Consider the following 23,356-nt stretch of genomic DNA (forward strand, 5'->3'; position numbering starts at 1 on the left):
ATACTGATACAGATAGCGCGCCCGACTTAGCAACACCCAGCCAGACAGTGAGTGTCTGGCTCCTTTCCAGAGATATCCCGAACCGATGAGTACCTCAGCCCCGGAGCGCATTCAGACGCTGCGTGAACAGATCGACACCCATAACCACCGTTACTACGTCCTCGACGAACCCAGTATCCCCGATGCCGAGTATGATCGCCTTTTCCGTGAGCTTAGGGCTCTGGAAGATGAACACCCGGAGCTGGTGACGCCGGATTCGCCGACCCAGCGTGTGGGCGCCAAACCCAAAGGTGGCTTTGCTGAGGTGACTCATGAACTGCCGATGCTGTCATTGGACAACGCCTTCAGCGAAGAGGAGCTCAGGGCGTTCGTTAAGCGCATCGCTGACCGGCTCAGCGGTGTTGATGGCTCGACACTAGAGTTTGCCTGCGAACCGAAACTGGATGGTCTGGCGATCAGTCTGCTGTATGAGGACGGCATTCTGGTGCGTGGCGCCACCCGCGGTGATGGTTACACCGGTGAGGATATCACCCTGAATGTGCGCACCATCGCCAATATACCGCTTAAACTGCGTGGCAGCGGCTGGCCGCAGCGGCTTGAGGTTCGGGGTGAGGTCTATATGCCCAAGGCAGGGTTTGAAGAGCTTAACGAGCGCGCCCGGGCGCGGGACGAGAAAACCTTCGTTAACCCGCGTAACGCCGCCGCTGGCAGCCTGCGTCAGCTGGATCCCAAGATCACCGCCCAGCGACCGCTGGAGTTCTGTAGCTACAGCACAGGCATCGTTGAAGGCGGCGAGCTGCCCGATAGCCACAGTGAGACGCTTCGTCAGCTGCGAGAATGGGGGCTGAAAATAAACCCGGAGATGCGGCTGGTGACCGGTGCTGACGGTTGTCTCGAATATTACCGGGATATGGAACAGAAGCGCGGGGGGCTGGCGTACGATATCGATGGCCTGGTGTTCAAGGTAGATAGCCGTGAGGTCCAGCAGGAGCTTGGGTTTGTGGCCCGAGCGCCGCGCTGGGCGATCGCACATAAATTCCCGGCCCAGGAAGAGATTACCCGGCTTAATGATGTCGAGTTCCAGGTAGGGCGTACCGGTGCGGTAACACCGGTGGCGCGTCTCGAGCCGGTATTTGTGGGCGGTGTTACGGTGAGTAATGCCACACTCCACAACATGGACGAGATCGCCCGTCTGGATGTAAAGATCGGCGATTACGTCATGGTGCGTCGGGCGGGAGATGTGATCCCGCAGATCGTCAAGGTGGTCACCGACAAGCCGCGCGGTGAAAAGCCCGTGCAGGTGCCCGAGCACTGCCCGGTATGTGGTTCCGATATTGAACGTACCCAGTTGATCAAGCATGGCAAGAGCGGTGCTCAGGTCAGCGAGGGAGCGATCTACCGCTGTGTTGGCCGCCTTTCCTGCGAAGCACAGCTGAAGCAGGCGCTGTTTCACTTTGGTTCGCGCAAGGCGATGGATATCGATGGACTGGGCGAGAAAAATATCGAGCAACTGGTGGACCAGGAGCTGGTGCGCTCGCCGGCGGACCTTTTCCGCCTGACCGCACGCGACCTGCTGAGACTTGAAGGCTTTGCCCAGCTTTCCAGCGAGAACCTTGTCGCTGCCATCGATCAGCGCCGCCAGATCAGCCTTGAGCGCTTTATTTATGCGCTGGGTATTCCTGAGGTCGGTGAGGAAACGGCTCGCACGCTGGCGAACAGCCTTGGCAGCCTGAGCAATATCCGCAAGGCGCTGCCGCAGGTGCTGGCAACCCTTAAGGATATCGGCCTCACTGTGGCCCATGAGATCCACATTTTCATGCAGGACGACCATAACCAGCAGGTGATCGATGATCTGCTGAGTCTGGGCGTAGAGCCAAAAGAGTCCGGCCAGGTGAGTCCCGCGCTGGTGGGCAGCGTGGCCTTTGGTGCTTTGATCGACAGCCTGGGTATTTTCAGGGTAGGACGAAAGGGGGCGGATAATCTGGCTGCTCACTTTGGCAACCTGCAGGCGTTGCTGGAGGCCAGTGAAGAGACCCTCGCAACAGTATCGGGTCTTTCTACTCAGGCTCGCCAGAATGTATTTGAGTACCTGCAAAGCGAAGCTAACCGGCGCAAGTTAATCGATACGGAGCAGCAGCTGCGAGAGTTCGGTATGCACTGGGAGTGTGAGCCGGAGGAGTCTGCGGAAAGCCTGCCGCTGGACGGTGAAACCTGGGTGCTGACCGGCGCCATGGAGCGATTAACCCGCGATGAAGCCAAGGTACGCCTGCAGGCACTGGGGGCTAAGGTAGCCGGTAGTGTCTCGGCGAAGACCTCGGCCCTGGTTGCCGGTGAAAAGGCGGGCTCGAAACTGGCCAAGGCGGAGCAGCTGGGTATCCGTATCCTTAACGAAGCGCAGTTGATTGAGCTGCTGGAAGCCGAGGGGCAGGGCCTATGATCCTGCCCTGGAAAGAGCTTTCAGACGATGCGCTTAACGGGCTGATCGAAGAGTTTGTCACCCGCGATGGCACCGATTACGGCGAGCAGGAGACTCCGTTGGCGCGCAAGGTGGAGCAGGTGAAGGCAAAGCTGCGCTCAGGCGAGGTGGTGTTACTGTTCAGTGAAAGTACAGGTGAATGTTCTATAGTGGCAAAAGAGCGGCTTTAACCGGAGCCGCCTTCTGTTTAGCCTGAGGTACGACTGAATGGACCAGCTTGACCAGATTACCAGCCTGATAGCGCTCTCCATGGGTGTGGCCTGGGCCAGTGGTATTAACCTGTATGCGACCCTGTTGATGCTGGGTGTGCTTAACAATATGGGCCATATCGATCTGCCTCCAGGGCTGGAAATAGTCGGTGATCCGCTGGTGATTATGGCGGCGGGCCTGATGTACTGCGTCGAGTTTTTTGCTGATAAGGTGCCAGGAGTCGATACCGGCTGGGATACGCTGCACACTTTCATTCGTATACCTGCAGGGGCGGCTCTGGCGGCCGGTGCTGTCGGTGATATTTCGCCGGTGGTCGGGCTGGCTGCCGCTATTGTTGGCGGCTCGGTGGCCGCGGGGAGTCATAGTTTGAAGGCCGGGACAAGGGTGATGATCAATACCTCGCCGGAGCCCGTGACCAACTGGACAGCCTCATTCAGTGAAGACCTTATCGTGCTCGGCGGTCTATGGGCCGCACTGAACCATCCCTGGTGGTTCCTGGCGGCGTTTGTCCTGTTTATTCTCTTTCTTATCTGGGTGCTTCCCAAGCTCTGGCGCGGTATCAAACGGGTATTCGGCTTTCTGGCCCGGTTGTTCGGCGCTAAAGAGGAGCCTGAGCCAGAAGTGCCCGATTTCCGGCCAGGGGCGCAACCGGCCAAACCTCAGGGGCTTCCCTCTTCTGATGGCAGGCGTTAAATCTGCTGAGGGGATGCGTCCAGAAGAGGCCAAGTCTCTTTTGGTCAGGCCTCTTTTGGCCAGCTCTCTTTTGGACAGTCGTCGTGTATCTTCAGCGTCATCGCGCCGGATGGTTTGGTTGGGGGTATTGCATAGACGCCAGGCCTCCGGGCTCTGAGAATTACCGCGGCGAGGCGCCGTTCCTATCCTGCCTGAAGCAAACTATCCCGGAAGTGGCCGAATCTCAGACTTTACTGTCTACTCGGCCATTATTGATCAGCAGTCGCAGCAGGTCGGAACGAGTGATGATCCCAACCACCTTTTCCTGCTCATCGATCACCGGCAGCGCGCGGACTGAGTAGTTAACAAAGGTGTTGGCCAGCACCGACAGCTCGGTATCCAGTGAGGCGACAATCATCTGGCTCTGGTATCCGGTGGAAACCGGCTGTACCGAGTCCTTGCCTACCCTTTCGAGGTCAGTGTTCGAAATCAGCCCCAGAGGGCGCGAATCTTCATCGACCACGACCAGGTGATGGATGCCATGGTCCTGCATCTTCTGGTTGGCGCTATACAGGGTGTCATGCAGTCGAGAGGTGTAGACCGGCGCTGTAAAAAGCTGTTTCGCGGTAAGACCGCTCTTGCGCCGTTCAGGCCCTACGAGAGAGCTTTTGCTGTAGATGCCAGGGCCGGCAGACCCTTTGTTTGCTGGCGCTTTGCGCGGTGGTGACTGTTTGCCTGGTTGTCTACCCAGAAGAAAAGACTGCTCCAGCTCGCGCGCCTCGTCATGGGCGATATCATCGCTCGAGGGCAGGCTGCCCGATTCCTTGGGCTCTGTCAGGGTATCGACCCCTTTGGGTTTGAACTGGGAAGCTACCGGGGTCTGTATTCGGTACCCCTGATCATAAACTACCAGTGCCATGTTTTAATCTCCCGCCTGTGGGGCCGCTTAATCTCTATCCCTTTTATATCGTCCCCTTTACTAATTTCTTGATAGTAAAGCGCACTGGGTTGATCGCATCGGCCACAGCCCGGGTTACGGGCAGAGGGCTTCCTTCGATAAGGGCGGCAATAACCTGTGCACTGATTGGACAGCTGAGAAGGCCTTTAGATCCGTGGCCGGCATTCACAAACAGCCCTGGGAGGTGCTTCATACCCGGCTCAAACGTCCAGCGGGCATCGCGCCGGAGACGGTCGAAGCGGTCCACTGTCCAGGCAAGGTCGGGTACGGCGCCTACGATCGGCATGTAATCCGGTGAGGTGGCGCGAAAAGCGACACGTCCGCTGGCCGTCTCCAGGTTAATGTTCTCTGCCAGTGTGGGCACGGCGCGAGCGAGGAGTTCGTGGTTGTGCTCCTGCTCCTCCTGTCGAACCTCAGAGGATAGGTCGTTGACCTTGAAGCTGGCGCCATAGCAGTATTGATCGTAGAGGGGCGGTGATATATAGCCTTCGCCACAGACAACCGTGCGCAGGTTGTTGACCTTTGCCGGTCTGGGAGCCTGGGTGGTTTGGCCACGAATTGGCTTAAGTGGCAGAAAAGAGAGCGGCTCGAGCTTGGCTGTATCAGAGGCGCTGCAAACCACAACCACCGGCGCTGAAAACTGCTTATCGTTGATCCCCCAGAGTGCCTGGCTCTCGTTATAGGTCAGTGAGCTCACAGCGGTATCAAAGTGGCAGTTGATCAGCGGGTGACTCAGGAGCTGCCGGCAAAGTAGCCTGGGTGATGCCCAGCCGCCTTCCGGGAAGTATAGACCGCCCGCACCCATCTCAAGCGCCGCGATCTTAGAGGCTTCTTCGGCATCAACCGGACGTACCAGTTCGGCTGGATAGCGGTCTGCATCCAGCAGTTGCTGTTGGCGTTTACGCTCTTGGGGAGTCAGTGCCAGGCTTAGCAATCCGCAGATCTGCCCCGTATCCGGGCTTTCTTCAGCCAGGCAGCGCACCAGCTGACCGCTGTAATGAAGGCCCTGCAGGTGCAACTCGCCCTGGCGAGTCGGGTCTTTGGGAAGCTTGAGATACAACGCGCCCTGAGGGTTGCCCGATCCTTCCAGCGCAGCTTCTGCGCGACGTTCGAGCACATCGACTTGCCAGCCCCTTGATGCCAGGGCCGCAGCCGTGCTTGCGCCCGCAATACCCGCGCCGATAACAATCGCTTTGCGAGCGTTGTCTTGAGGTTCAGGTCGTACCAACCAGGGTGGCCGAGTTATTTCCTTATCGATCTGCTCAAAACTGCCGGTCAGCATATCCCGTTTCTGGCCAAAACCCGCTGCTTTGGCGACTTTAAACCCAGAGTCAGCCAGGCCTCTGCGGACAATACCTGCTGCGGTAAAGGTGCCGAAAGTTGTTCCCGTTGCAGAATGGTTGGCGATCTCGTTGAAAAGTGCCTCGCTCCACATATCGGGGTTACGGGAGGGGGCAAACCCGTCGAGAAACCAGGCATCGACGGTTCCATCGAATGCGGCCAGCATGTTTGCAGCGTCACCCAAGGCAAGCGTCAACGTGACCCTGCCGCCGTCGAACTCAAGGGTGTAGAAACCTTCGGCCGCTGGAGGCCAGCCAGCCACCAGGTGGTCGCAGGCCACTTTGAATTCAGGCCAGTGTTCGAGAGCGGTCTGCAGGTCGTTGCGGCAGAGTGGGTATTTCTCACAGGAGAAAAAATGCAGATGGGCATCTGCAGGCGCCGTTTTTAGCCAGAGGTCACGGGCGCAGAGAAAATTGAGTCCGGTACCAAAACCGGTTTCTGCAATACAGAAGTGATCCCGTGGGCGTAGTTGCTGCCAGCGGGGCGTGAGCTGATTGGCGTTAAGAAAAACGTGCTCGGTTTCAGCCCGGCCACCGGCCTTGTTGAAATAGATATCGTCAAACTCGACAGAGACCGGGGTGTCTTCCTGCCACTCAACCTGGGCGGGAGTGAGTTTGGTGCCGGGTGTACTTTTTTGATTGGTGCTCAAGGGGACTGTTCCGGTGTTGAAGAAGCGGCATAGGTTTCTCGACTCTATGCCGCTCTCTGGCGCTAGCGCCCCACGCCGTAATAGGTGAATCCCAGGTCGTGCAGCAGCTGCGGATCGTAAACATTGCGGCCATCGATAATCACCGGGTCTTTCATCAGACGATGAAGCTCGGTGTAGTTCGGTGACCAGTACTCGGGCCAGGCGGTTAGCAGCAGCAAGGCGTCTGCATTATTCACCGCATCGTAGGGCTCGTCGCAGTATACCAGTTGCTCACTTTCGCCGTAGTGGAAACGGAACTCCTCCAGAGCTTCGGGATCGTGCAGCTGAATAATCGCTCCCTGGGCAAGCAGGGCATCCACTGTCTTGAGGCTGGGGGCTCCGTCGATAGTGGTGACACCAGGTTTGAATGCCAGGCCCCAGACTGCAATACGTCGCCCGCTCAGATCGCAGTGGAAGTGCTGCCAGAGTTTCCTGAACGGCAATTCCTTATGCTGCTCGTTCTGGGTCAGTACGGTTTCCAGAAGCGTTGAGCCACGGGTTTTGCTCAGCAGGCCTGCCAGGCCTTCGATATACTGGGTGAAATGCTGGCCGCCGAAGCCGCAGCCTGGTGCCAGGTAGTGGGGACCAACACGGGGGTCGGTACTCATGCCGTCGCGGACGGTTTCGATATCGACGCCCACATGGTCCGCCAGCGTGGCGAGCTCGTTGATGTAGCCCAGGCGCAGTGCCAGCATGCCGGTGATGGCGAACTTGGTAAACTCTGCCTCGCGGCGGCTCATCATCCGTAGTTCGGTGCCCTCACGGGTGAAGGGGCGCATCAGCGCCGCAAACATGATCCGTGCAGCTTCATGTTCACAGCCAACCAGCAGTACGTCAGGATTTGAAAACTGACGCATCGCCTGGCCCGCCTGCAGCATATCGGGCAGATAGATAACGTGCTGATCGCGCTCGGCATCAAGCCTTTGCTGCAATTGGTCACTGGCTCCGCTGCCCAGGTTGCTTTGGTTGATCACCAGTACCTGGCCGGTATGTACCGCAGCGATCCGCGCCACAATCTCAGTGGCTGCCTCCAGCTCACCCGGGCCGATCGCCAGCCAGTGGATATCGGCAGAGAAAGGGTCTTCCTGTTCATTGGAGACAAGCTTGCCGGCATCGATGGAATGTTGGAGCTGTTCCATCAATCCGGGTTCTACGCGGTTGCTACTGTCCGCAGGCGCCATCTCGGAGCCTGCCTTGATGACATCGTTACCGAAGCCGGCGAACTGAGCGGCTGCGATCCATGCGGCCAGCTCCTCTCCCCATACACAGATCTTCATATTCAATCCTTACAAAGCGGTTCTTAGGCGGACTCAGAGTCGTGGCGCAGCCTGTTTATGCGTCCGAGCAAGCCGCGCGTGGCGCTATCCAGTGTTGTTGAAGGGCTTGCCTCATCGAGCTCGTTCAACATGGCTGTGGCCATCTTCTTACCGAGTTCGACGCCCCACTGGTCAAACGGGTTAATCTGCCAGATCACCGCCTGGGTGTAGACCTTGTGTTCATATATGGCGATCAACTGACCCAGGGAGTATGGGGTCAATTCATCGACAAGAATCACCGTGCTGGGTTGATTACCGCGGTAGCGCTTCCAGGGAGGGGCTGCGGAGGCTGTCTCTTCATCCAGGGCTTTATCACCGAGAGCCAGTACCCGAGCCTGGGCCAGGCAGTTCGCCAGTGCCAGTCGATGCTGTTCCTGCAGTGTCTGGCTTTGTTCGGTGTAGCGCTTGGCCGGTACGATAAAATCGCACATGACCGCTTCGGTGCCCTGATGCAGCAGCTGGTAGAAAGCGTGCTGGGCGTTGGGGCCTATCTCGCCCCAGAGAACCGGGCAGGTGCGAGCATCGGAGTCTGCGCCGTCGAGCGTTACGCTTTTGCCGTTGCTTTCCATCTCCAGCTGCTCGAGATAGGACGGCAGGTGTGCCAGGCGTCCGTCATAAGGCAGGATTGCGTGGGCATGAATATCCAGCAGGTTGATATTCCAGATACCCGCCAGAGCAAGCAGTACCGGCAGGTTTTCCTTGAAAGGTGCCTGCTGATAATGGGTGTCGATGCTATGGGCACCCGCTAACAGCTGGCGGAACCCGTCCATGCCGGTAGCGATGGCGATCGGCAGGCCAATGGCGGACCACATGGAATAGCGTCCACCTGTCCAGTCCCAGAACAGCAGCTGGTTCTGCTCAGGTATACCCCACTCACAGGCTTTTGCCGGCTGTGCAGTGATGCCGATAAAGTGGTGCCTGAGGATGGTTTCCACCTCAAGTCCGCTGGCATCCAGCAGCCACTGACGAGCCGTGGCTGCGTTGGCCAGGGTGTCGATGGTGGTAAAGGATTTCGATGACAGCACAAACAGGGTGGTGGCCGGGTTCAGCCGACTCAGCAGACCAGACAGCTGGCTACCGTCCATAGACGAAACAAAGTGCAGATCGATGCCTTGGACGGTATCTGGCTTAAACTCTTCAAGCGCATGGCAGGTCATCAGTGGTCCAAGATCGGAACCACCGACACCGATGTTGACGACGGTGTCGATCGCTTCGCCGTTGTAGCCACGCCACTGACCTGAGTGCAGTATGCTGACCAGCTTGTCCATCTTCTGCAGCGTTTGCTGTACGCCTGCTACCACGTCGACGCCGTCGACTTCGAGCGATTTCTCTGCAGGAGTACGCAGCGCCGTGTGAAGTGCGGCGCGGTCTTCGGTGATGTTAACGCGAGCACCGCCGATCAGAGCATCGATCTTCTCTTTCAGGCCGCTGGCTTCGGCCAACGCAACCAATTGATCAACTGTTTCGGGCAGTAACCGTTGGCGGCTCAGGTCCAGCAGTACACCATCATGGCTGAATGATAGCGTGTCGAAGCGGGTGTCATCGCTGAGCAGCTCGCTCAGATGCTTCTTTTTCAGTATCTGCGCTGAATCGCGCAGGTTGCTCCAGCAGGTATCAGGGTTCACGGTATCTCCTTATTGCCGATTGAGGTCCGATTAATCAGACGTCCAATCCCTGAATAAATGCTTTCAATGCTTCGGCTGTTTCCGGGTGGCGCAGGCCCAGTGCCACGTTAGCCTGCAGTAAACCGGCCTTGTTGCCACAGTCGTAGATCTTGCCGCGCATGTTGTAAGCTTCCAGCGGTGATTCCTCGGTCAGCTCCAGCAGTGCATCGGTAAGCTGAATTTCGCCGCCGGCACCGGGTTTTGTCGTCTTCAGCAGTTCCATGACGCGGGCAGGAAGTATGTAGCGGCCCACGATAGCCAGGTTGGAGGGAGCTTCCTCGGCCTTGGGCTTTTCCACCATGCCTTTGATTTCTGCAGCATCACCAGCATCTACCTTGGTGCCGCCGCAGTCGACGATGCCGTAGCGCTGAACCTGATCTTCAGGCACCGATTCCACCATAATCTGGCCCTTGCCTGTCTCAGCGTAACGCTTGGCCATGGCGGTAAGGTCGCGGTTCCCGTCAGGATTATCGATCACCATGTCCGGCAGGATGACAGCGAAATCGTCGTCACCGACTACATGGGAGGCGCAGAGCACCGCGTGACCGAGACCCAGTGCCTGAGGCTGGCGTACGGAGACGATTTCAACATCGTCGGGCAGCGTATCGTTAACGGCAGCGCGAAGCTCGTGTTTGCCCTTGCGGGTTAGCTCGTGCTCAAGTTCGTAGTGGTGATCGAAGTGGTCTTCAATCGCCTGCTTGCCGCTGCGGGTAACGAGGATAATCTCGCGAAAGCCAGCGGCAATCGCTTCTTCAACGACGTGCTGGATGACCGGTTTGTCAACAACGGTCAGCATTTCCTTGGGAATCGCTTTACTGGCGGGAAGAACGCGGGTACCCAGTCCGGCGACGGGAATAACGACTTTGCTCAGCATTGTGCGGCAGTCCTTTCTTGGCTCATTTTGTAGATACCATAACACAAAGAGGTGATAGCCCGCACAGCCCGGGATTACTGCCCTTCAGTGGGTCATAAAGGGACTGCGATGGGCAAAGTTTGGGCGTTTTTATGGCGCGGAAAAGTGACAGGGCTACCCTTGGGTAACCCATGTCGTCACAGGTTAGTGTCTTCGCTAAACGAGGGAGCCTGACGCTCTCTTGCGGATTCAGCGAGGGATCTGCCCTGGGTCCGTTGTAGCGATTTAACCTGATGGTGAAGTGCAGTTTTCGCCAGCATATGGGCGCTGACGGGGGCGGTAATCAGCAGGAACAGCGTGATTAGCAGCTCATGCACCATCAGTCGTTGTTCAGCGGCAAAAAAATAGATCATCGATCCGATAAGCAGACCGGCCAGGCCCAGGGTTGTGGCTTTGGTCGGAGCGTGCAGCCGGGTAAAAAAGTCGGGCAGCTTCAGTAGGCCGAAGGAGCCGAGCAGCACAAAGCTTCCCCCCATTAACAGGAAGGCGGAGACGATCAGTTCAACAGTAGTGCTCATGGCAGGTCTCCTTTACTCGATAATATCGCCGCGCAACAGGTACTTACACAGCGCAGCGGTGCTGACAAAACCCAGCATGGCAATAAGCAGCGCGCCTTCAAAATAGAGCGCCGAGCCCTTGTACAGCCCAAACAGCAGGATCAGGCCGATGCTGTTGATGTAGAGGGTATCCAGGGCCAGGATGCGGTCGGGAAGATCCGGACCTGTCAGTAGCCGGATCAGGTTCATCACCAGAGCGATACAGATCATCACGCTGACGATCGTAATAGTCATGCTCAGCATCCGAAAATCTCCTTCAGCGGCGCTTCATAGCGGGACTTGATCTGTTCGATCAGCGCAGTCTCGTTTTCCAGGTGCAGTGCGTGAACATACAACCAGCGGCGGTCCTCGCTGACCTCGGTGCTGACCGTGCCTGGTGTCAGCGAGATGGTGCTGGCAAGCAGGGTGATCGGCAGGTCACCCTCGAGGTCCAGCGGGATGGCTACAAAAGCAGGGTTCAGACGACGATTGGGTCCCAAGACCCGCATCGCGACTTCAAAGTTGGCGACGACAATGTCGTACATCACCATGAAGGTGTAGCGAACGGCCAGGCCATGCCGCAGGACCCGGGGCTGGCGCGCCTGCATGGGGGAAACCAGCAGTGGAATTGTCCATGCCAGGAAGGCGCCTAGCAGTATCTGCCCCGGTGCTACCGAGTTGTTCAGCAGCAGCCAGACAACAAACAGGATAAAGCTTTGCGCTGGCATCGGTATCCAGCGGTTGCGTGCCTGGAGCTTCATGAGCCACCTCCCGGTCGCAGCAGAGGTTCAAGGTTGCTGCTAAGACCATGCAGCTGAATGGCCGTCTGTTCGGTGAACTCGGTCATCGGTCCGCCGAAGATGACCAGCAAGGGTGAGGTGGCCAATAGCAGGTAAACCGCCACCAGTTTAACCCTCGGTGGGCGCTCGCAGATATCCGCCTGCTCGCGGCTGATATTCCAGAACAGCGAAGTGCCAGCGCGGGAAAGCGCGATCAGGGCAGCGAGACCGCCGATAAGCACAGCGGGGTAAACCCAGCCAGCTTCTGCGTTAATGTCCGCGGCTTTTAGAATCAGCGCTTTGCCGACAAAGCCGGAAAATGGCGGCAGGCCGGCGATAGCCAGGGCGCCGATAAAGAAGGCTATGCCCAGGGGGACCGGCTGGCACATCTTGCGCGCCGTAACAAAGCGGTCTTCGGCCTTGCCGCGCTGCTGGAATATCAGGTCCGCTAACAGGAACAGGGCTCCGCAGACCAGCGTTGAGTGCACCAGGTAATAAAGCAGGGCGCTGGTTGCCTCAACACGGGACATGGCCGCGGCAGCCAGCAGCGTTCCGATCGACAGGATCACCAGCTGGGCGATCAGCTGGCGCAGGCTAGACGCGGCTAGGATTCCCAGGGCACCGATGATCAGAGTTAGTATCGCGATGGGCCAGAGCCAGGGTTGGGCAAGATTAGCCAGGCCTCCGGCATCATCACCAAAGACCACGGTGAATACGCGCAGGATGCTGTAAATGCCCACCTTGGTCAGTACGGCGAACAGCGCCGCTACCGGAGCGCTGGCACTGGCGTAGGTGCGCGGAAGCCAGAACTGCAGTGGCAGCATGGCGGATTTCAGGCCAAAGACGACGAGCAGCATCAGAGCGCCGGTCTTGGCGATGATCTGCTCAGAAGGTTGCAGCATGGCAACTTTCTGTGACATGTCAGCGATGTTCAGCGTACCAAGCGTGCCATACAGAATGCCCAGCGCGAACAGAAAGATCGATGAACCGGCCAGGTTCAGCACCACGTAGTGCACGCTGGCGCGCGTCTTCTGTTTACCACCCGCATGGATCAGCAGCGCGTAGGAGGAGATCAGCAACACCTCAAAGAAGACGAACAGGTTGAATATATCGCCGGTCAGGAAAGCGCCGTTGATGCCCATCATCTGGAACATGAACAGTGGGTGGAAATACATGCCGCGCTTATCGTCGCCGCCACAGGCGTAAAGCATGGCGCCAAAGCCCAGTACTGCTGTGAGCAGCAGCATCAGGGTCGATAAACGGTCAGCTACCAGGACGATGCCGAAGGGCGGTTGCCAGTCACCGAGAACGTAAAGTTGGATCTCGCCGCTGGCCGACAGGGCGATCAGGCGGATAGATACCAATAGCATGAAGCCGAGTGCCGCTAATGACAGCGCGCGCTGGCGCGCATTGTCGCGGCAGACCGGCGGCAGCAGCATCAGTATCCCGCTGAGCAGCGGAATGATGATCGGGAGAATCGCCAGATGATCCATTCAGTTTTTCTCCTTCTGCGGCGATTCTTCATTCTGGACGGGCAGGCGGCCGTCCACATGATCGTTACCCAAATCGGCACGGGCGCGCATGGCCAGGATGACAGTGAATGCAGTCATCGCGAAACCTATAACGATGGCGGTCAGTACCAGGGCCTGGGGCAGGGGGTCTGCATAGCCGGTGGCGCTGTCCTGCAGTACGGCGGCATCCTCGTTGCTCAGACGGCCGCTGGCAAACAGAAACAGGTTCACCGCGTAAGAGAGCATGGTCAGGCCGACAACGACCGGGAAGGTACGCCCGCGCAGTGTCAGGAAGATCCCGCAGGTGGTCAGAATACCGACGCAGAGTGCGTAAACCATCTCCATATCAGGACTCCTCCTCTTTATGCTTGGGTCGCTCGGCAGTTGTCAGTTTGCCGAGGTTTGCCAGGATCAGCAGGGTCGCACCTATAACAGTCAGGTAGACGCCCAGATCGAACAGCATGGCGCTGGCCAGCTCGAACTCACCGATCACCGGCAGGTGGAAGTGGTCGAACCAGGAGGTCAGGAACGGCTCACCCGCAAGCCAGCTGCCCATGCCGGTCAGCGTCGCAATCAACAGTCCTGAGCCGATTAGCCACTGGTAGTTAAGCTTCAGGCGGTTTTTGATGAACTCAACGCCGTTAGCCACGTACTGCTGGATGATCGCCACGGAGGTGATCAGGCCGGCGATAAAGCCGCCGCCAGGCATATTGTGGCCGCGCAGGAAGATATAAACCGATACCAGCAGCGCAAGTGGCAGCAGCAACTGGGATACCACGGCGAGAATCATCGGGTAGCGGTCGGATGACCAGGGGCGTCCGCGTTCATCACCCGATGGCATGTAGAGGCGCATACGGTTGATCAGCTTGAAAATACCGAGGGCGGCAATGCCGAGAACGGTTATCTCACCCAGCGTATCGAAGCCACGGAAGTCCACCAGAATCACGTTGACCACGTTGGTGCCACCGCCGCCGGTCTTGCTGTTGGCAATGAAGAAGTCCGAGATGGTTGAATGAGGCCGGGTCATCAGCGCATAGCAGAGCGTGCCGACCACACCGCCGATCATTGCTGAGATCCCCAGGTCTCGCATCACCTGATGCGGGCTGGACTCCTTCGGCGTCTTCTGCGGCAGGAAGAACAGAGCCAGCATCAGCAGGATAATCGTCACCACCTCAACGGATAGCTGAGTCAGCGCCAGGTCCGGTGCCGAGAAGCGTGCGAATGCGACGGATACGATCAGGCCGACGATAGAGAGCGTCAGCAGTGCAATCATCCGTTTGCGATGCCAGATCACGGTGGCAAAAGCGCCCAGTACCAGCAGCACCGCACCGGTAATCACTACGCCATCCGCAGGAATGGTCGTGCGGATACCGGCTGTATCGCTCAACTGCATCATGGGGCGGGCGAGCAGGATGATCGTAAAGCCGAACATAAGAAGCAGGTAACGTTGCAGAGAGCCGTTCTCGAGCCATTCGTAAACCCGTCGGCATCCCGCCATCAACATTTTCATACCGCGCTCGAACACCTCTTTGGCATCCGATTCCGGGAACTGCGCATGGAACTGGAACAGAACCTTGCGGTTGGAATAGATAATCAAGCCACCGATGAACGCGACGATACTCATGGTTAGTGGCAGGTTAAAACCGTGCCAGATCGCCAGGCTGTAGTCCGGCACTATGCCCTGGAGTACGGCTGCTGAGGCGCTGTGTAGCAGACTGCCGATCACATAACCCGGAATGACGCCGACCAGCAGGCACAGAGCCACGAGGATCTCAACCGGCAGCTTCATATAACGCGGCGGTTCGTGTGGGGTACGTGGCAGATCGATCGGCTCGCCGTTGAAAAATACATCGTGAATAAAACGCAGCGAGTAGGCGACGGAGAACACGCCACCGCAGGTGGCCAGTACCGGCACGATCCACGATAGCGAGCCGAGAGAGCTTTGATGCAGGGTCTCGGAGAAGAACATCTCCTTGGACAAAAAGCCGTTCAATAGCGGTACGCCGGCCATCGCCGAGGCGGCAACCATCGCCAGCGTGGCCGTGTAAGGCATGTATTTCCACAGCCCGTTCAACTTACGCATATCGCGGGAGCCGGACTCATGATCGATGATGCCGGCGGCCATGAACAGGGAGGCCTTGAAGGTGGCGTGGTTGATGATATGGAAAATCGCCGCCACGGCCGCCAGTTTGGTGTCCATGCCGAGCAGCAGGGTGATTAACCCTAGATGGCTGATGGTCGAGTAAGCCAGCAGTCCCTTGAGATCGTGTTTGAACAGGGCGAAATAGGCGCCCAGCAGCAGGGTTGCAAGACCGGTCAGGCTGACGATGAGGAACCACATGTCGGTACCGGATAGCACCGGGTAAAAACGGGCCATCAGGAAGATGCCCGCTTTAACCATGGTCGCGGAGTGCAAGTAAGCACTTACCGGTGTCGGGGCTGCCATGGCATGTGGCAGCCAGAAATGGAACGGGAACTGCGCCGACTTGGTGAAAGCGCCCAGCAGTACCAATACCAGAATCACAGGGTAGAGACTGGAGTTACGGATCTGCACCGCATGATCCAACACGACCGTAAGGTCGAAGCTGCCCACCAGGTTGCCGATCAGCAGCACACCGGCCAGCAGGCAAAGGCCGCCGGCACCGGTGACGGTGAGCGCCATACGAGCGCCACGGCGCGCGTCCTGTTTGTCGGACCAGAAACTGATCAGCAGGAAGGAGCTGATACTGGTCAGCTCCCAGAACACCCACAGCTGCAGAATATTGTTCGACAGAACGATGCCGACCATCGCTGTCATGAACAAAATCAGATAGCTGTAAAACCGCCCCATGGAGTCTTTCGACGACAGATAGTACCGGGCATAGAGAATGATAAGCAGCCCGATACCCAGGATCAGCAGGGAGAATAGCAGTCCCAGGCCGTCAAGGCGGAACGAGAGCTCCAGACCCAGTGCAGGAATCCAGGGGAGGGAGGAAAAATGTGTTTGCCCGGAAAGGATATCGGGCGCATGGTTCAGTACGATAAATAGCGCCGCGGCGGGAAGGATCGCCGTCATCCAGGCGCAGGCTGTCCGCCCAAAACGCTCGGAAAACAGCGGCACCAGGGTGCCTAGTAAGGGCAGCAGTGGTACCCAGATCAGGTTCATGGCAGGGGATAACTCCTGTCAGTTGAGCCAATGAATCTCGCCATCATGGCAAAGCGTTTCTAAGCGTTCAGGAAATCTCCGTTCCAAGAACGCAACGCGTATTTATAACGACTTAGGCCGATATAGTCTAATGAAACCGGAGTTTATCCGGCCGATCGCAGGGGCGAGGCCCCGTCGCGATTAGTCGTCAAGGTTTTCGATTATCATCTTGCCAAGTGCCATCGGCGCAGGCGAGCCTACTCTCCTCAAGCCTGCTATCCGCGAATGGATCCCAGATCCACCGACAAACGCTGCCACTTGCCCAGCAGCTCAAGCAGCACGAAGGCCCGCTGCTCGCCGTCGTACTGCTCAAATACGGCATCAAGACCCTTGAACGGTCCTTCGGTGATCTCAATTTTCTGCTGCACTTTGAGCTGGTGCTCGGGCTCTTTGTCGACGCGTAATTTGCTGCGCAGGGCTTCGACAACAGCGGGCGGCACGATGGCAGGTTTATTACCAAAGGTGATGATGCGGGCAACCCCGCGGGTGGAGCGGATCGGGCGCCAGTTGCTCTCCATCTCCGACAGCCAGATGAACAGATAGCCGGGAAACATCGGTTCTTCTTCCGTGACCCGCTTTCCCCTTTTGACCTTCTCAACCTCGATCCAGGGCACGAACAGATCGAAACCCTGATTCTCCAGTTCCTGTTGAGCTCGAGCCGTCTGGCCCGGTTTTGCCTGGACGACATACCAGTTATAGCGAGACATCGACGATCCAAATTCACTAGCGCAAAAAGCTATTATAAGTTGCTGGGGAGCCGGGCTAAAGTTCTGTAGAATTCCCCGCCATGGAATCTGGGCGTGTTCATGTCCAATAGCCTGATCTTGCGATGTTAATTTCTCCTTGGTGTGTAAACCGGATAGAGCGCTAACATTTGATATTAGAACAGGTGTTTGTTGGCTGTGAGGGGCGTCCGGAATCTAACCTTTGGGCGGTAGCGTGGTCAGATGAGACCGTTCAATAGCGGGATATCCTCAAAGCTATATCAGGGAAGCCAATGTCAGTACTCGAAAGCACAGTCTCCAAGCTAAAAAGCAAGCAAGCTGTAATTGGTATCCTGGGGCTAGGCTATGTTGGCCTGCCGTTGATGCTTCGCTACAACGCCGTGGGGTACAAGGTTATCGGATTCGATGTTGATGCCGACAAGCTTGATAAGCTCAATGCCGGTCAAAGTTACATCGAACATATCTCTTCAGACTCCATAGCCACCGCCAACCAAAGAGGCTTCGAATCTACTGGCGATTTCAGCCGGGTTGGTGAGTGTGATGCCCTGGTTATGTGCGTCCCAACACCGCTGAACAAGTACCGCGAGCCCAATATCAGCTTTGTCATCAATACGATGGATGCGCTTAAAGGTTATCTGCGCGCTGGGCAGGTGATCTCGCTGGAAAGCACAACCTATCCGGGCACCACGGAAGAAGAGCTGTTACCGCGTGCTGAAGAGGGTGGCTTGAAAGTCGGTGAAGAGCTGTTCTTGGTGTATTCGCCGGAACGCGAAGATCCAGGCAATCCGAACTTTGAAACCCGATCTATACCTAAGGTGGTTGGTGGGCATACGCCTGCCTGTCTCCAGGCGGGTATCGCCTTATATGAGCAGGCCATCGACCAGGTTGTGCCGGTCAGTTCCACGAAAACGGCTGAGATGACCAAGCTGCTTGAGAATATCCATCGCGCGGTGAATATCGGCCTGGTTAATGAAATGAAGATTGTCGCTGACCGTATGGGTGTGGATATTTTCGAAGTGGTAGACGCAGCGAAGACCAAACCTTTCGGTTTTACAGCTTATTATCCAGGGCCAGGGCTCGGTGGGCATTGTATCCCGGTCGATCCGTTCTACCTGACCTGGAAGGCACGTGAGTATGGTTTGCATACCCGTTTTATCGAATTGTCGGGTGAAGTAAACCGAGGCATGCCTGAGTATGTGCTTGGCAAGTTGATGGATGGTCTTAATAATTTCGGTAAGGCGCTAAAAAACAGTCGTGTGCTTGTGTTGGGTATCGCCTACAAGAAGAACGTAGACGATATGCGGGAATCCCCATCGGTGGCGATCATGGAAATTCTGCGGAATAAAGGCGTCGAGGTCGCATACTCGGATCCGCATGTGCCGGTTTTTCCCAAGATGCGTGATCACGTGTTTGATCTGAAAAGTGAGCCTGTCAGTGCAGAGAATCTGGCGACTTTTGATGCGGTTTTAATCGCAACGGATCACGATAAATTTGACTATGAGTTGATTGAGCAGAAAGCCAAGTTAATCGTCGATACCAGGGGGCGCTTCCGTAAGCCCTTTGATCGGCTGATAAGGGCCTGATAAAAGTTGTAAAAATTACTAGGAACGTGCTCTGGCTGATATCTGGTGTGATTCGGGAAATGTGATCGCAAGTAATGCCTGAGTGGTAATGAGAAATATCGATTTATAGCTATGCGTATTTTACGTTTCTGGCATTTTTAAACAGGGTTGAATTGTTAAGTGCCAATGAATTCCAGGTGGAGGCAGGAAGCGTCAATGAGCCTAGGGAAGCTATGACAAGTTCATGGCATCTCAGGCTTACAGGCTGGCTCACTAACAAGGCGGGCTTTTGCAGGCGTAGTGGCGCTACGGCAAAAAAGTCCAACGCAGAGAGTGGGCCAGCCTGTAAGCCCCGAAGGGCGCGGCATGAAGCACCCATCTACGGCGTTGAGCTTGTTGCCAAGGGCTACGGCCATTGGCTGCAAAGCTCGCCTTGTATCTGGGCACTTCATGCCACGCTGAGACGCTATAGACTTAATCATAGCTTCCCTAGCGCTAGGTCGGGTAGATGACGCTGCGTCCTCCATTATTTTTTAAGGTATAAAGACGTTGAAGTATCTGGTAACAGGGGCCGCAGGCTTTATAGGTAGTTACACGGCTAAGCGGCTGCTGGAAGCGGGTCATGAAGTCGTGGGGCTTGATAACCTCAATAGCTACTACGAACCGGAGCTGAAAGAACACCGGCTCAACTGGCTGACACCTTTCGATAAGTTTCGCTTTGTAAAGGTTGATCTTGCGGACCGTGAGGGAATCGCCAGACTATTCAGGGATGAGCAGTTTGAGCGAGTTATCCATCTGGCTGCGCAGGCAGGGGTGCGTCACTCATTGGAGGCACCCTTCGATTATGTGGACAGTAACCTGGTGGGTATGATGACCATCCTGGAAGGGTGCCGCCATAACCAGGTAGAGCATCTCGTCTACGCATCATCGAGTTCAGTCTATGGCACGAATGAGAAGGTGCCCTTCAGTGAAGATGACAGGGTAGATAGCCCTGTATCCTTGTATGCGGCGACCAAGAAGGCGAGCGAGCTGATGGCTCACTCCTATTCTAAACTGTATGGGCTGCCGACCACCGGGCTGAGGTTTTTTACAGTTTATGGTCCGGCGGGGCGGCCCGATATGGCGCCTTGGCTGTTCACCGAAGCGATACTGAACAAACAGCCTATTCGGGTGTTCAATAATGGAAAAATGCTGAGAGACTTTACCTTTATTGATGATGTTGTTGAGGGGGTTGTACGCATACAGGATGTGATACCCGGCGGTGACACTCCCTATGCCCTGTTCAATATAGGTAACAGTCAGCCCATAGAGCTGGCGCGGTTCATTAAGGCAATAGAAGCAGCCTGTGGCATCGAGGCTGAGAAAATAGAACTACCCATGCAGCCTGGCGATGTTCCAAGAACCTTTGCAGACACTAGTCGCCTGGAAGAGGCTGTTGGTTATAAGCCGTCGATGAGTATCGAGGACGGTGTGAATCAATTTGTGAATTGGTACAAAGATTACAGGAGCGTATGTCAGTGAAAATTGCAGTGGCGGGAACGGGTTACGTTGGGCTATCAAACGCTGTGCTGCTGGCTCAGCACAATGAAGTGGTGGCACTGGATATCGTGCAGGAAAAGGTTGATCTGATAAATGCACGGAAATCGCCGATTGAAGATAAAGAGATCGAAGCGTTCCTGGCTGAGCGTGAGCTTAATCTGACTGCCACGACCGATAAAACGACTGCGTTTAGCGGTGCTGATTTTGTCATCATCGCCACACCAACGGATTACGACCCTGAAACGAATTACTTCAACACAGGGAGCGTCGAGTCGGTCATCAAGGATGTGCTATCCATTAACCCTGACGCTGTGATGGTGGTTAAATCGACCGTACCGGTTGGATTTACCAAGGATGCTTGCGAACGATTTGGCGCGACTAACCTGATCTTCTCACCGGAGTTCCTGCGTGAGGGGAAAGCGCTTTTCGATAACCTGTACCCATCACGTATTGTTGTCGGCGAACAGAGCGCTCGCGCTGAAACCTTTGCTGACTTGCTGAAACAGGGCGCTATAAAAGAGGATATCCAGGTCCTCTTTACCGAGAGTACTGAAGCCGAAGCGATCAAGCTTTTCGCCAACACTTACCTGGCGATGCGTGTAGCCTACTTCAACGAGCTGGACTCTTATGCGGCAACCCATGGCCTGGATACACGCCAGATTATCGATGGTGTGTCGCTGGATCCTCGTATCGGTAGCCACTACAACAACCCCAGCTTTGGTTATGGTGGCTATTGTCTGCCGAAGGACACCAAGCAGTTGCTGGCAAACTATGCAGATGTGCCCAGCAACATGATTCGTGCGATTGTTGATGCGAACTCAACGCGCAAGGATTTCGTCGCGAACAGCATTGTTGCGAAGAATCCGAAGGTGGTGGGTATCTACCGTCTGGTGATGAAGTCAGGTTCGGATAACTTCCGTGCATCGGCTATTCAAGGCGTAATGAAGCGCATAAAGGCCAAAGGTATTGAAGTTGTTGTCTACGAGCCAGTGCTGGAGGAGGACGAGTTTTTCCACTCCCGCGTGATCAAGGACTTGGAAGAGTTCAAGCAGACCAGTGATGTGATTGTGGCGAATCGCCAGACTGACGAACTGAGCGATGTGATAGAGAAAATCTACACCCGTGACCTGTTCGGTAGTGATGCCTGAGCCCGTTGCCAGAACTGTCAGTGCAGAGGCCGGCAAATGCCGGCCTTCCAGCAATTCAACGATCGACTGCTATTAACTTAGTGCTCGTGTACAACTTGTAAAAACTTCATAAATGGCATTCTGATATCCGGATAGAAGCGAAATGTAATGCCATCATCAGACTACCTAATCGCTACAGAATCTTACGGCTAGAGATTTGAGCCTTTAATGGCCCTATGTAGACGAGTTCGACTAGCTCCTGCCTCCTCGCCTCATACGCCTAAACCCGCTGAGCTATCCTCTGCAGTCGATCTGCTTCCTCCCCCCGCGCGTTTCAGGCGTGGTATCGCCAGCAAAAGCTGCAATCCCAGAGAGTATTAACAGGCCAGCGATAAGCGTACTTCGCGTCTCGTGATAGATATTTCGAAGGGTTTGAATGGAGTATCGTTGATACCTCTATTGATCCAGCGCGGCGTAAACAGCTACAAAACGCATAGAGCCTGTGCACCCCAGGATAAAGTCGATTACCATCTATCAGCTGTTTTAACGACAACGCGAAGAAATTGCGCAACTGGGATTGAGGTGTACCCCTGGCCTTCGGGCGGTAGCGTGCCAAAAGTGCGTTCCATCAAACTCACTAAGGCTGAGTGCAACAGAGGCAAGGGAAATGCCGTATAAAGAGATTCAGCACCATGGCGCCATAGACGGCGTCACCGGCTCCTGTCATCAGCTCCATATCGACGACAACCAGAGCCTGCTCATCGATTGCGGCCTGTTTCAGGGGGCTGAAACCGGAAGCGCCCAGAGTGCAGATCGACAGACCATAAATTTCGATACCGACGGTATTATGGCGTTGATTGTCACCCATGTGCATATCGACCATGTTGGGCGTATCCCCTGGTTACTGGCGGCAGGGTTTAGGGGGCCGATCATCTGTTCTCAGCCTTCCGCCAAGCTACTCCCATTGGTACTGGAAGATGCGTTCAGGCTGGGCATCAGCCGTGAGCGTTCGCAAATAGAAAACTACCTGGATGACATTGAGTCTCGCATTGTGGCGCTGCCCTATAAACAGTGGTTCACGCTTATGGATTCAGCGGAACGCCAGGTGCGGATCAGATTGCAGCGGGCAGGCCATATCCTTGGCTCGGCCTATGTCGAAGTGGACTGCCAGCGATGGCTACTTCCCCATCGCAGGAGCGGCGCACCCCAGGGGCATAATACCCTCGCCGCGAGCACGACGGACGGGAGCAATATTCAGCAAGGTGATGGTCACGCTGCGCTCAGCCAGGCCTTCAGCCGAATAGTTTTCTCCGGTGACCTTGGTGCCAGTCATACGCCCTTGCTTCCGGCACCCAGGCCTCCCTACAAGGCCGATATCCTGGTTCTGGAAAGCACCTACGGCGATCGCAATCACGAAAGCCGCGCCACCCGTAAGTACAGACTGAAAGCTGCAATCGAGCGTGCCCAGGAAAACAGGGGAACTGTGCTAATCCCGGCCTTTAGCATCGGCCGTACCCAGGAGCTGCTCTATGAACTGGAAGAGATGCTTGGTGAAAGCGAACTGCCAGTTATCCTGGATTCACCCCTGGCATCGAAATTCACCGCTGCTTACCGCGAGCTAAAACCCTTCTGGGATGAAGAAGCCCATGCCCGGCTGAAACAGGGCCGTAAGCCACTGGCATTTGATACCTTGCTTACCGTTGATAGCCACGACGAGCACCTGAAAATGGTACGCCACCTCGCCGAGTCCGGAAGGCCTGCCATCGTTATCGCCGGCAGCGGTATGTGTAACGCAGGGCGAATTATCAACTACCTGAAAGCGATGCTGAGCGATGAGCGGCACGCCGTGCTGTTTGTGGGATACCAGGCAGAGGGCACACCGGGCCGGGATATCCAGAAATATGGACCGCGAAAGGGTTATGTGGAGCTTGATGGGGAGCGATACATAATCCGGGCTTGGGTTGAAACAATAGGTGGTTATTCTGCCCATGTGGATCAGCGGGGGCTGGTGGGTTTTGTGAAGGGGATTAAGTGTGGGCCGAGGAAGATAAGGCTTGTGCATGGTGATAAAGAAGCAAAGCGTACCCTGAAAGAAGCGCTGGAACCGTTCTGCGAAAATATCTTGGTAGGTGTTCGAAATTTGTACAATTAAGTG

At 56.1% G+C, this 23,356-nt stretch carries 19 protein-coding genes; 7 read left to right on the forward strand and 12 right to left on the reverse strand.

Going from position 1 to position 23,356, the window contains the following annotated elements; genetic code table 11:
- The first annotated feature begins 85 nt into the window (after nucleotides 1-85).
- From ligA to CLV83_RS09720, 3 genes are read left to right on the forward strand one after another with little or no spacing between them, the layout of a single operon-like run.
- Complete coding sequence (gene ligA, locus CLV83_RS09710) at nucleotides 86-2,437, forward strand: NAD-dependent DNA ligase LigA (RefSeq protein WP_132291130.1); 2,352 nt, start codon at nucleotides 86-88, stop codon at nucleotides 2,435-2,437.
- On the forward strand, nucleotides 2,434-2,646 hold the full coding sequence (locus CLV83_RS09715; protein WP_132291133.1) for a YheU family protein: 213 nt from the start codon (nucleotides 2,434-2,436) through the stop codon (nucleotides 2,644-2,646). Before ligA ends, CLV83_RS09715 begins: the two co-directional genes overlap by 4 nt.
- A 37-nt stretch (nucleotides 2,647-2,683) precedes the next feature.
- Nucleotides 2,684-3,379, forward strand: coding sequence for a DUF4126 domain-containing protein (locus tag CLV83_RS09720; protein ID WP_132291136.1), 696 nt, complete (start codon nucleotides 2,684-2,686; stop codon nucleotides 3,377-3,379).
- A gap of 223 nt (nucleotides 3,380-3,602) precedes the next feature.
- On the opposite strand, the gene CLV83_RS09725 is transcribed toward CLV83_RS09720, so the two are convergent.
- The 12 genes from CLV83_RS09725 to rfaH all read right to left on the reverse strand — a co-directional run bounded on the left by CLV83_RS09725 (nucleotide 3,603) and on the right by rfaH (nucleotide 16,955).
- Nucleotides 3,603-4,277, reverse strand: a complete 675-nt coding sequence (locus tag CLV83_RS09725) for a CBS domain-containing protein (RefSeq protein ID WP_132291139.1) — start codon at nucleotides 4,275-4,277, stop codon at nucleotides 3,603-3,605.
- A gap of 43 nt (nucleotides 4,278-4,320) precedes the next feature.
- The gene (gene mnmC, locus CLV83_RS09730) at nucleotides 4,321-6,306 is read right to left on the reverse strand and encodes a bifunctional tRNA (5-methylaminomethyl-2-thiouridine)(34)-methyltransferase MnmC2/FAD-dependent 5-carboxymethylaminomethyl-2-thiouridine(34) oxidoreductase MnmC1 (RefSeq protein ID WP_165900275.1); all 1,986 of its coding nucleotides are present in this window, start codon (nucleotides 6,304-6,306) and stop codon (nucleotides 4,321-4,323) included.
- 62 nt (nucleotides 6,307-6,368) lie between these two features.
- A complete protein-coding gene (locus tag CLV83_RS09735; RefSeq protein WP_132291146.1) occupies nucleotides 6,369-7,622 on the reverse strand; it encodes a nucleotide sugar dehydrogenase in 1,254 nt (417 codons plus the stop codon).
- 23 nt (nucleotides 7,623-7,645) lie between these two features.
- A complete protein-coding gene (pgi, locus tag CLV83_RS09740) occupies nucleotides 7,646-9,286 on the reverse strand; it encodes a glucose-6-phosphate isomerase (protein WP_132291149.1) in 1,641 nt (546 codons plus the stop codon).
- Between the two features lie 34 nt (nucleotides 9,287-9,320).
- Entirely contained in the window at nucleotides 9,321-10,199 is an 879-nt protein-coding gene (gene galU / locus CLV83_RS09745; protein WP_132291152.1) for a UTP--glucose-1-phosphate uridylyltransferase GalU, read from the reverse strand.
- 176 nt (nucleotides 10,200-10,375) lie between these two features.
- Nucleotides 10,376-10,756, reverse strand: coding sequence for a Na+/H+ antiporter subunit G (locus CLV83_RS09750; protein ID WP_132291155.1), 381 nt, complete (start codon nucleotides 10,754-10,756; stop codon nucleotides 10,376-10,378).
- Between the two features lie 12 nt (nucleotides 10,757-10,768).
- Nucleotides 10,769-11,038: a K+/H+ antiporter subunit F gene (locus tag CLV83_RS09755; RefSeq protein WP_132291158.1), complete on the reverse strand. Its 270-nt coding sequence runs from the start codon at nucleotides 11,036-11,038 to the stop codon at nucleotides 10,769-10,771.
- Entirely contained in the window at nucleotides 11,032-11,535 is a 504-nt protein-coding gene (locus CLV83_RS09760; protein WP_132291161.1) for a Na+/H+ antiporter subunit E, read from the reverse strand. The genes CLV83_RS09755 and CLV83_RS09760 overlap by 7 nt, the downstream gene beginning before the upstream one ends.
- Nucleotides 11,532-13,046, reverse strand: coding sequence for a monovalent cation/H+ antiporter subunit D (locus tag CLV83_RS09765; protein ID WP_132291164.1), 1,515 nt, complete (start codon nucleotides 13,044-13,046; stop codon nucleotides 11,532-11,534). Before CLV83_RS09765 ends, CLV83_RS09760 begins: the two co-directional genes overlap by 4 nt.
- Nucleotides 13,047-13,409: a Na+/H+ antiporter subunit C gene (locus tag CLV83_RS09770; protein ID WP_132291167.1), complete on the reverse strand. Its 363-nt coding sequence runs from the start codon at nucleotides 13,407-13,409 to the stop codon at nucleotides 13,047-13,049. It abuts the gene before it with no gap.
- A 1-nt stretch (nucleotide 13,410) separates the two neighbouring features.
- Complete coding sequence (locus CLV83_RS09775; RefSeq protein WP_132291170.1) at nucleotides 13,411-16,209, reverse strand: monovalent cation/H+ antiporter subunit A; 2,799 nt, start codon at nucleotides 16,207-16,209, stop codon at nucleotides 13,411-13,413.
- Nucleotides 16,210-16,463: 254 nt separating this feature from the next.
- Nucleotides 16,464-16,955, reverse strand: a complete 492-nt coding sequence (gene rfaH / locus CLV83_RS09780) for a transcription/translation regulatory transformer protein RfaH (RefSeq protein WP_132291173.1) — start codon at nucleotides 16,953-16,955, stop codon at nucleotides 16,464-16,466.
- Nucleotides 16,956-17,245: 290 nt separating this feature from the next.
- Between rfaH and CLV83_RS09785 the strand changes: the two genes are divergently transcribed.
- The 4 genes from CLV83_RS09785 to CLV83_RS09800 all read left to right on the forward strand — a co-directional run bounded on the left by CLV83_RS09785 (nucleotide 17,246) and on the right by CLV83_RS09800 (nucleotide 23,353).
- The gene (locus CLV83_RS09785) at nucleotides 17,246-18,556 is read left to right on the forward strand and encodes a nucleotide sugar dehydrogenase (RefSeq protein ID WP_132291176.1); all 1,311 of its coding nucleotides are present in this window, start codon (nucleotides 17,246-17,248) and stop codon (nucleotides 18,554-18,556) included.
- 528 nt (nucleotides 18,557-19,084) lie between these two features.
- Nucleotides 19,085-20,056, forward strand: a complete 972-nt coding sequence (locus CLV83_RS09790) for an NAD-dependent epimerase (RefSeq protein ID WP_132291179.1) — start codon at nucleotides 19,085-19,087, stop codon at nucleotides 20,054-20,056.
- A complete protein-coding gene (locus tag CLV83_RS09795) occupies nucleotides 20,053-21,222 on the forward strand; it encodes a nucleotide sugar dehydrogenase (protein WP_132291182.1) in 1,170 nt (389 codons plus the stop codon). Before CLV83_RS09790 ends, CLV83_RS09795 begins: the two co-directional genes overlap by 4 nt.
- 646 nt (nucleotides 21,223-21,868) lie before the next feature.
- Nucleotides 21,869-23,353 (forward strand): MBL fold metallo-hydrolase RNA specificity domain-containing protein, encoded by a 1,485-nt coding sequence (locus CLV83_RS09800; protein ID WP_132291185.1) that lies wholly within the window; start codon nucleotides 21,869-21,871, stop codon nucleotides 23,351-23,353.
- Nucleotides 23,354-23,356 lie beyond the last annotated feature (3 nt).

Source organism: Marinobacterium mangrovicola, from assembly GCF_004339595.1.
GTDB lineage: Bacteria > Pseudomonadota > Gammaproteobacteria > Pseudomonadales > Balneatricaceae > Marinobacterium_D > Marinobacterium_D mangrovicola.

Excerpts from the sequence above, each read along its gene's own strand:
- rfaH (WP_132291173.1), bottom strand. The coding sequence starts at position 16,955 with ATGTCTCGCTATAACTGGTATGTCGTCCAGGCAAAACCGGGCCAGACG.
- galU (WP_132291152.1), bottom strand. The coding sequence starts at position 10,199 with ATGCTGAGCAAAGTCGTTATTCCCGTCGCCGGACTGGGTACCCGCGTT.
- ligA (WP_132291130.1), top strand. The coding sequence starts at position 86 with ATGAGTACCTCAGCCCCGGAGCGCATTCAGACGCTGCGTGAACAGATC.
- CLV83_RS09750 (WP_132291155.1), bottom strand. The coding sequence starts at position 10,756 with ATGAGCACTACTGTTGAACTGATCGTCTCCGCCTTCCTGTTAATGGGG.
- CLV83_RS09800 (WP_132291185.1), top strand. The coding sequence starts at position 21,869 with ATGCCGTATAAAGAGATTCAGCACCATGGCGCCATAGACGGCGTCACC.
- CLV83_RS09785 (WP_132291176.1), top strand. The coding sequence starts at position 17,246 with ATGTCAGTACTCGAAAGCACAGTCTCCAAGCTAAAAAGCAAGCAAGCT.
- CLV83_RS09720 (WP_132291136.1), top strand. The coding sequence starts at position 2,684 with ATGGACCAGCTTGACCAGATTACCAGCCTGATAGCGCTCTCCATGGGT.
- CLV83_RS09735 (WP_132291146.1), bottom strand. The coding sequence starts at position 7,622 with ATGAAGATCTGTGTATGGGGAGAGGAGCTGGCCGCATGGATCGCAGCC.
- CLV83_RS09760 (WP_132291161.1), bottom strand. The coding sequence starts at position 11,535 with ATGAAGCTCCAGGCACGCAACCGCTGGATACCGATGCCAGCGCAAAGC.
- CLV83_RS09775 (WP_132291170.1), bottom strand. The coding sequence starts at position 16,209 with ATGAACCTGATCTGGGTACCACTGCTGCCCTTACTAGGCACCCTGGTG.
- CLV83_RS09770 (WP_132291167.1), bottom strand. The coding sequence starts at position 13,409 with ATGGAGATGGTTTACGCACTCTGCGTCGGTATTCTGACCACCTGCGGG.
- CLV83_RS09715 (WP_132291133.1), top strand. The coding sequence starts at position 2,434 with ATGATCCTGCCCTGGAAAGAGCTTTCAGACGATGCGCTTAACGGGCTG.
- CLV83_RS09755 (WP_132291158.1), bottom strand. The coding sequence starts at position 11,038 with ATGCTGAGCATGACTATTACGATCGTCAGCGTGATGATCTGTATCGCT.
- CLV83_RS09765 (WP_132291164.1), bottom strand. The coding sequence starts at position 13,046 with ATGGATCATCTGGCGATTCTCCCGATCATCATTCCGCTGCTCAGCGGG.
- CLV83_RS09725 (WP_132291139.1), bottom strand. The coding sequence starts at position 4,277 with ATGGCACTGGTAGTTTATGATCAGGGGTACCGAATACAGACCCCGGTA.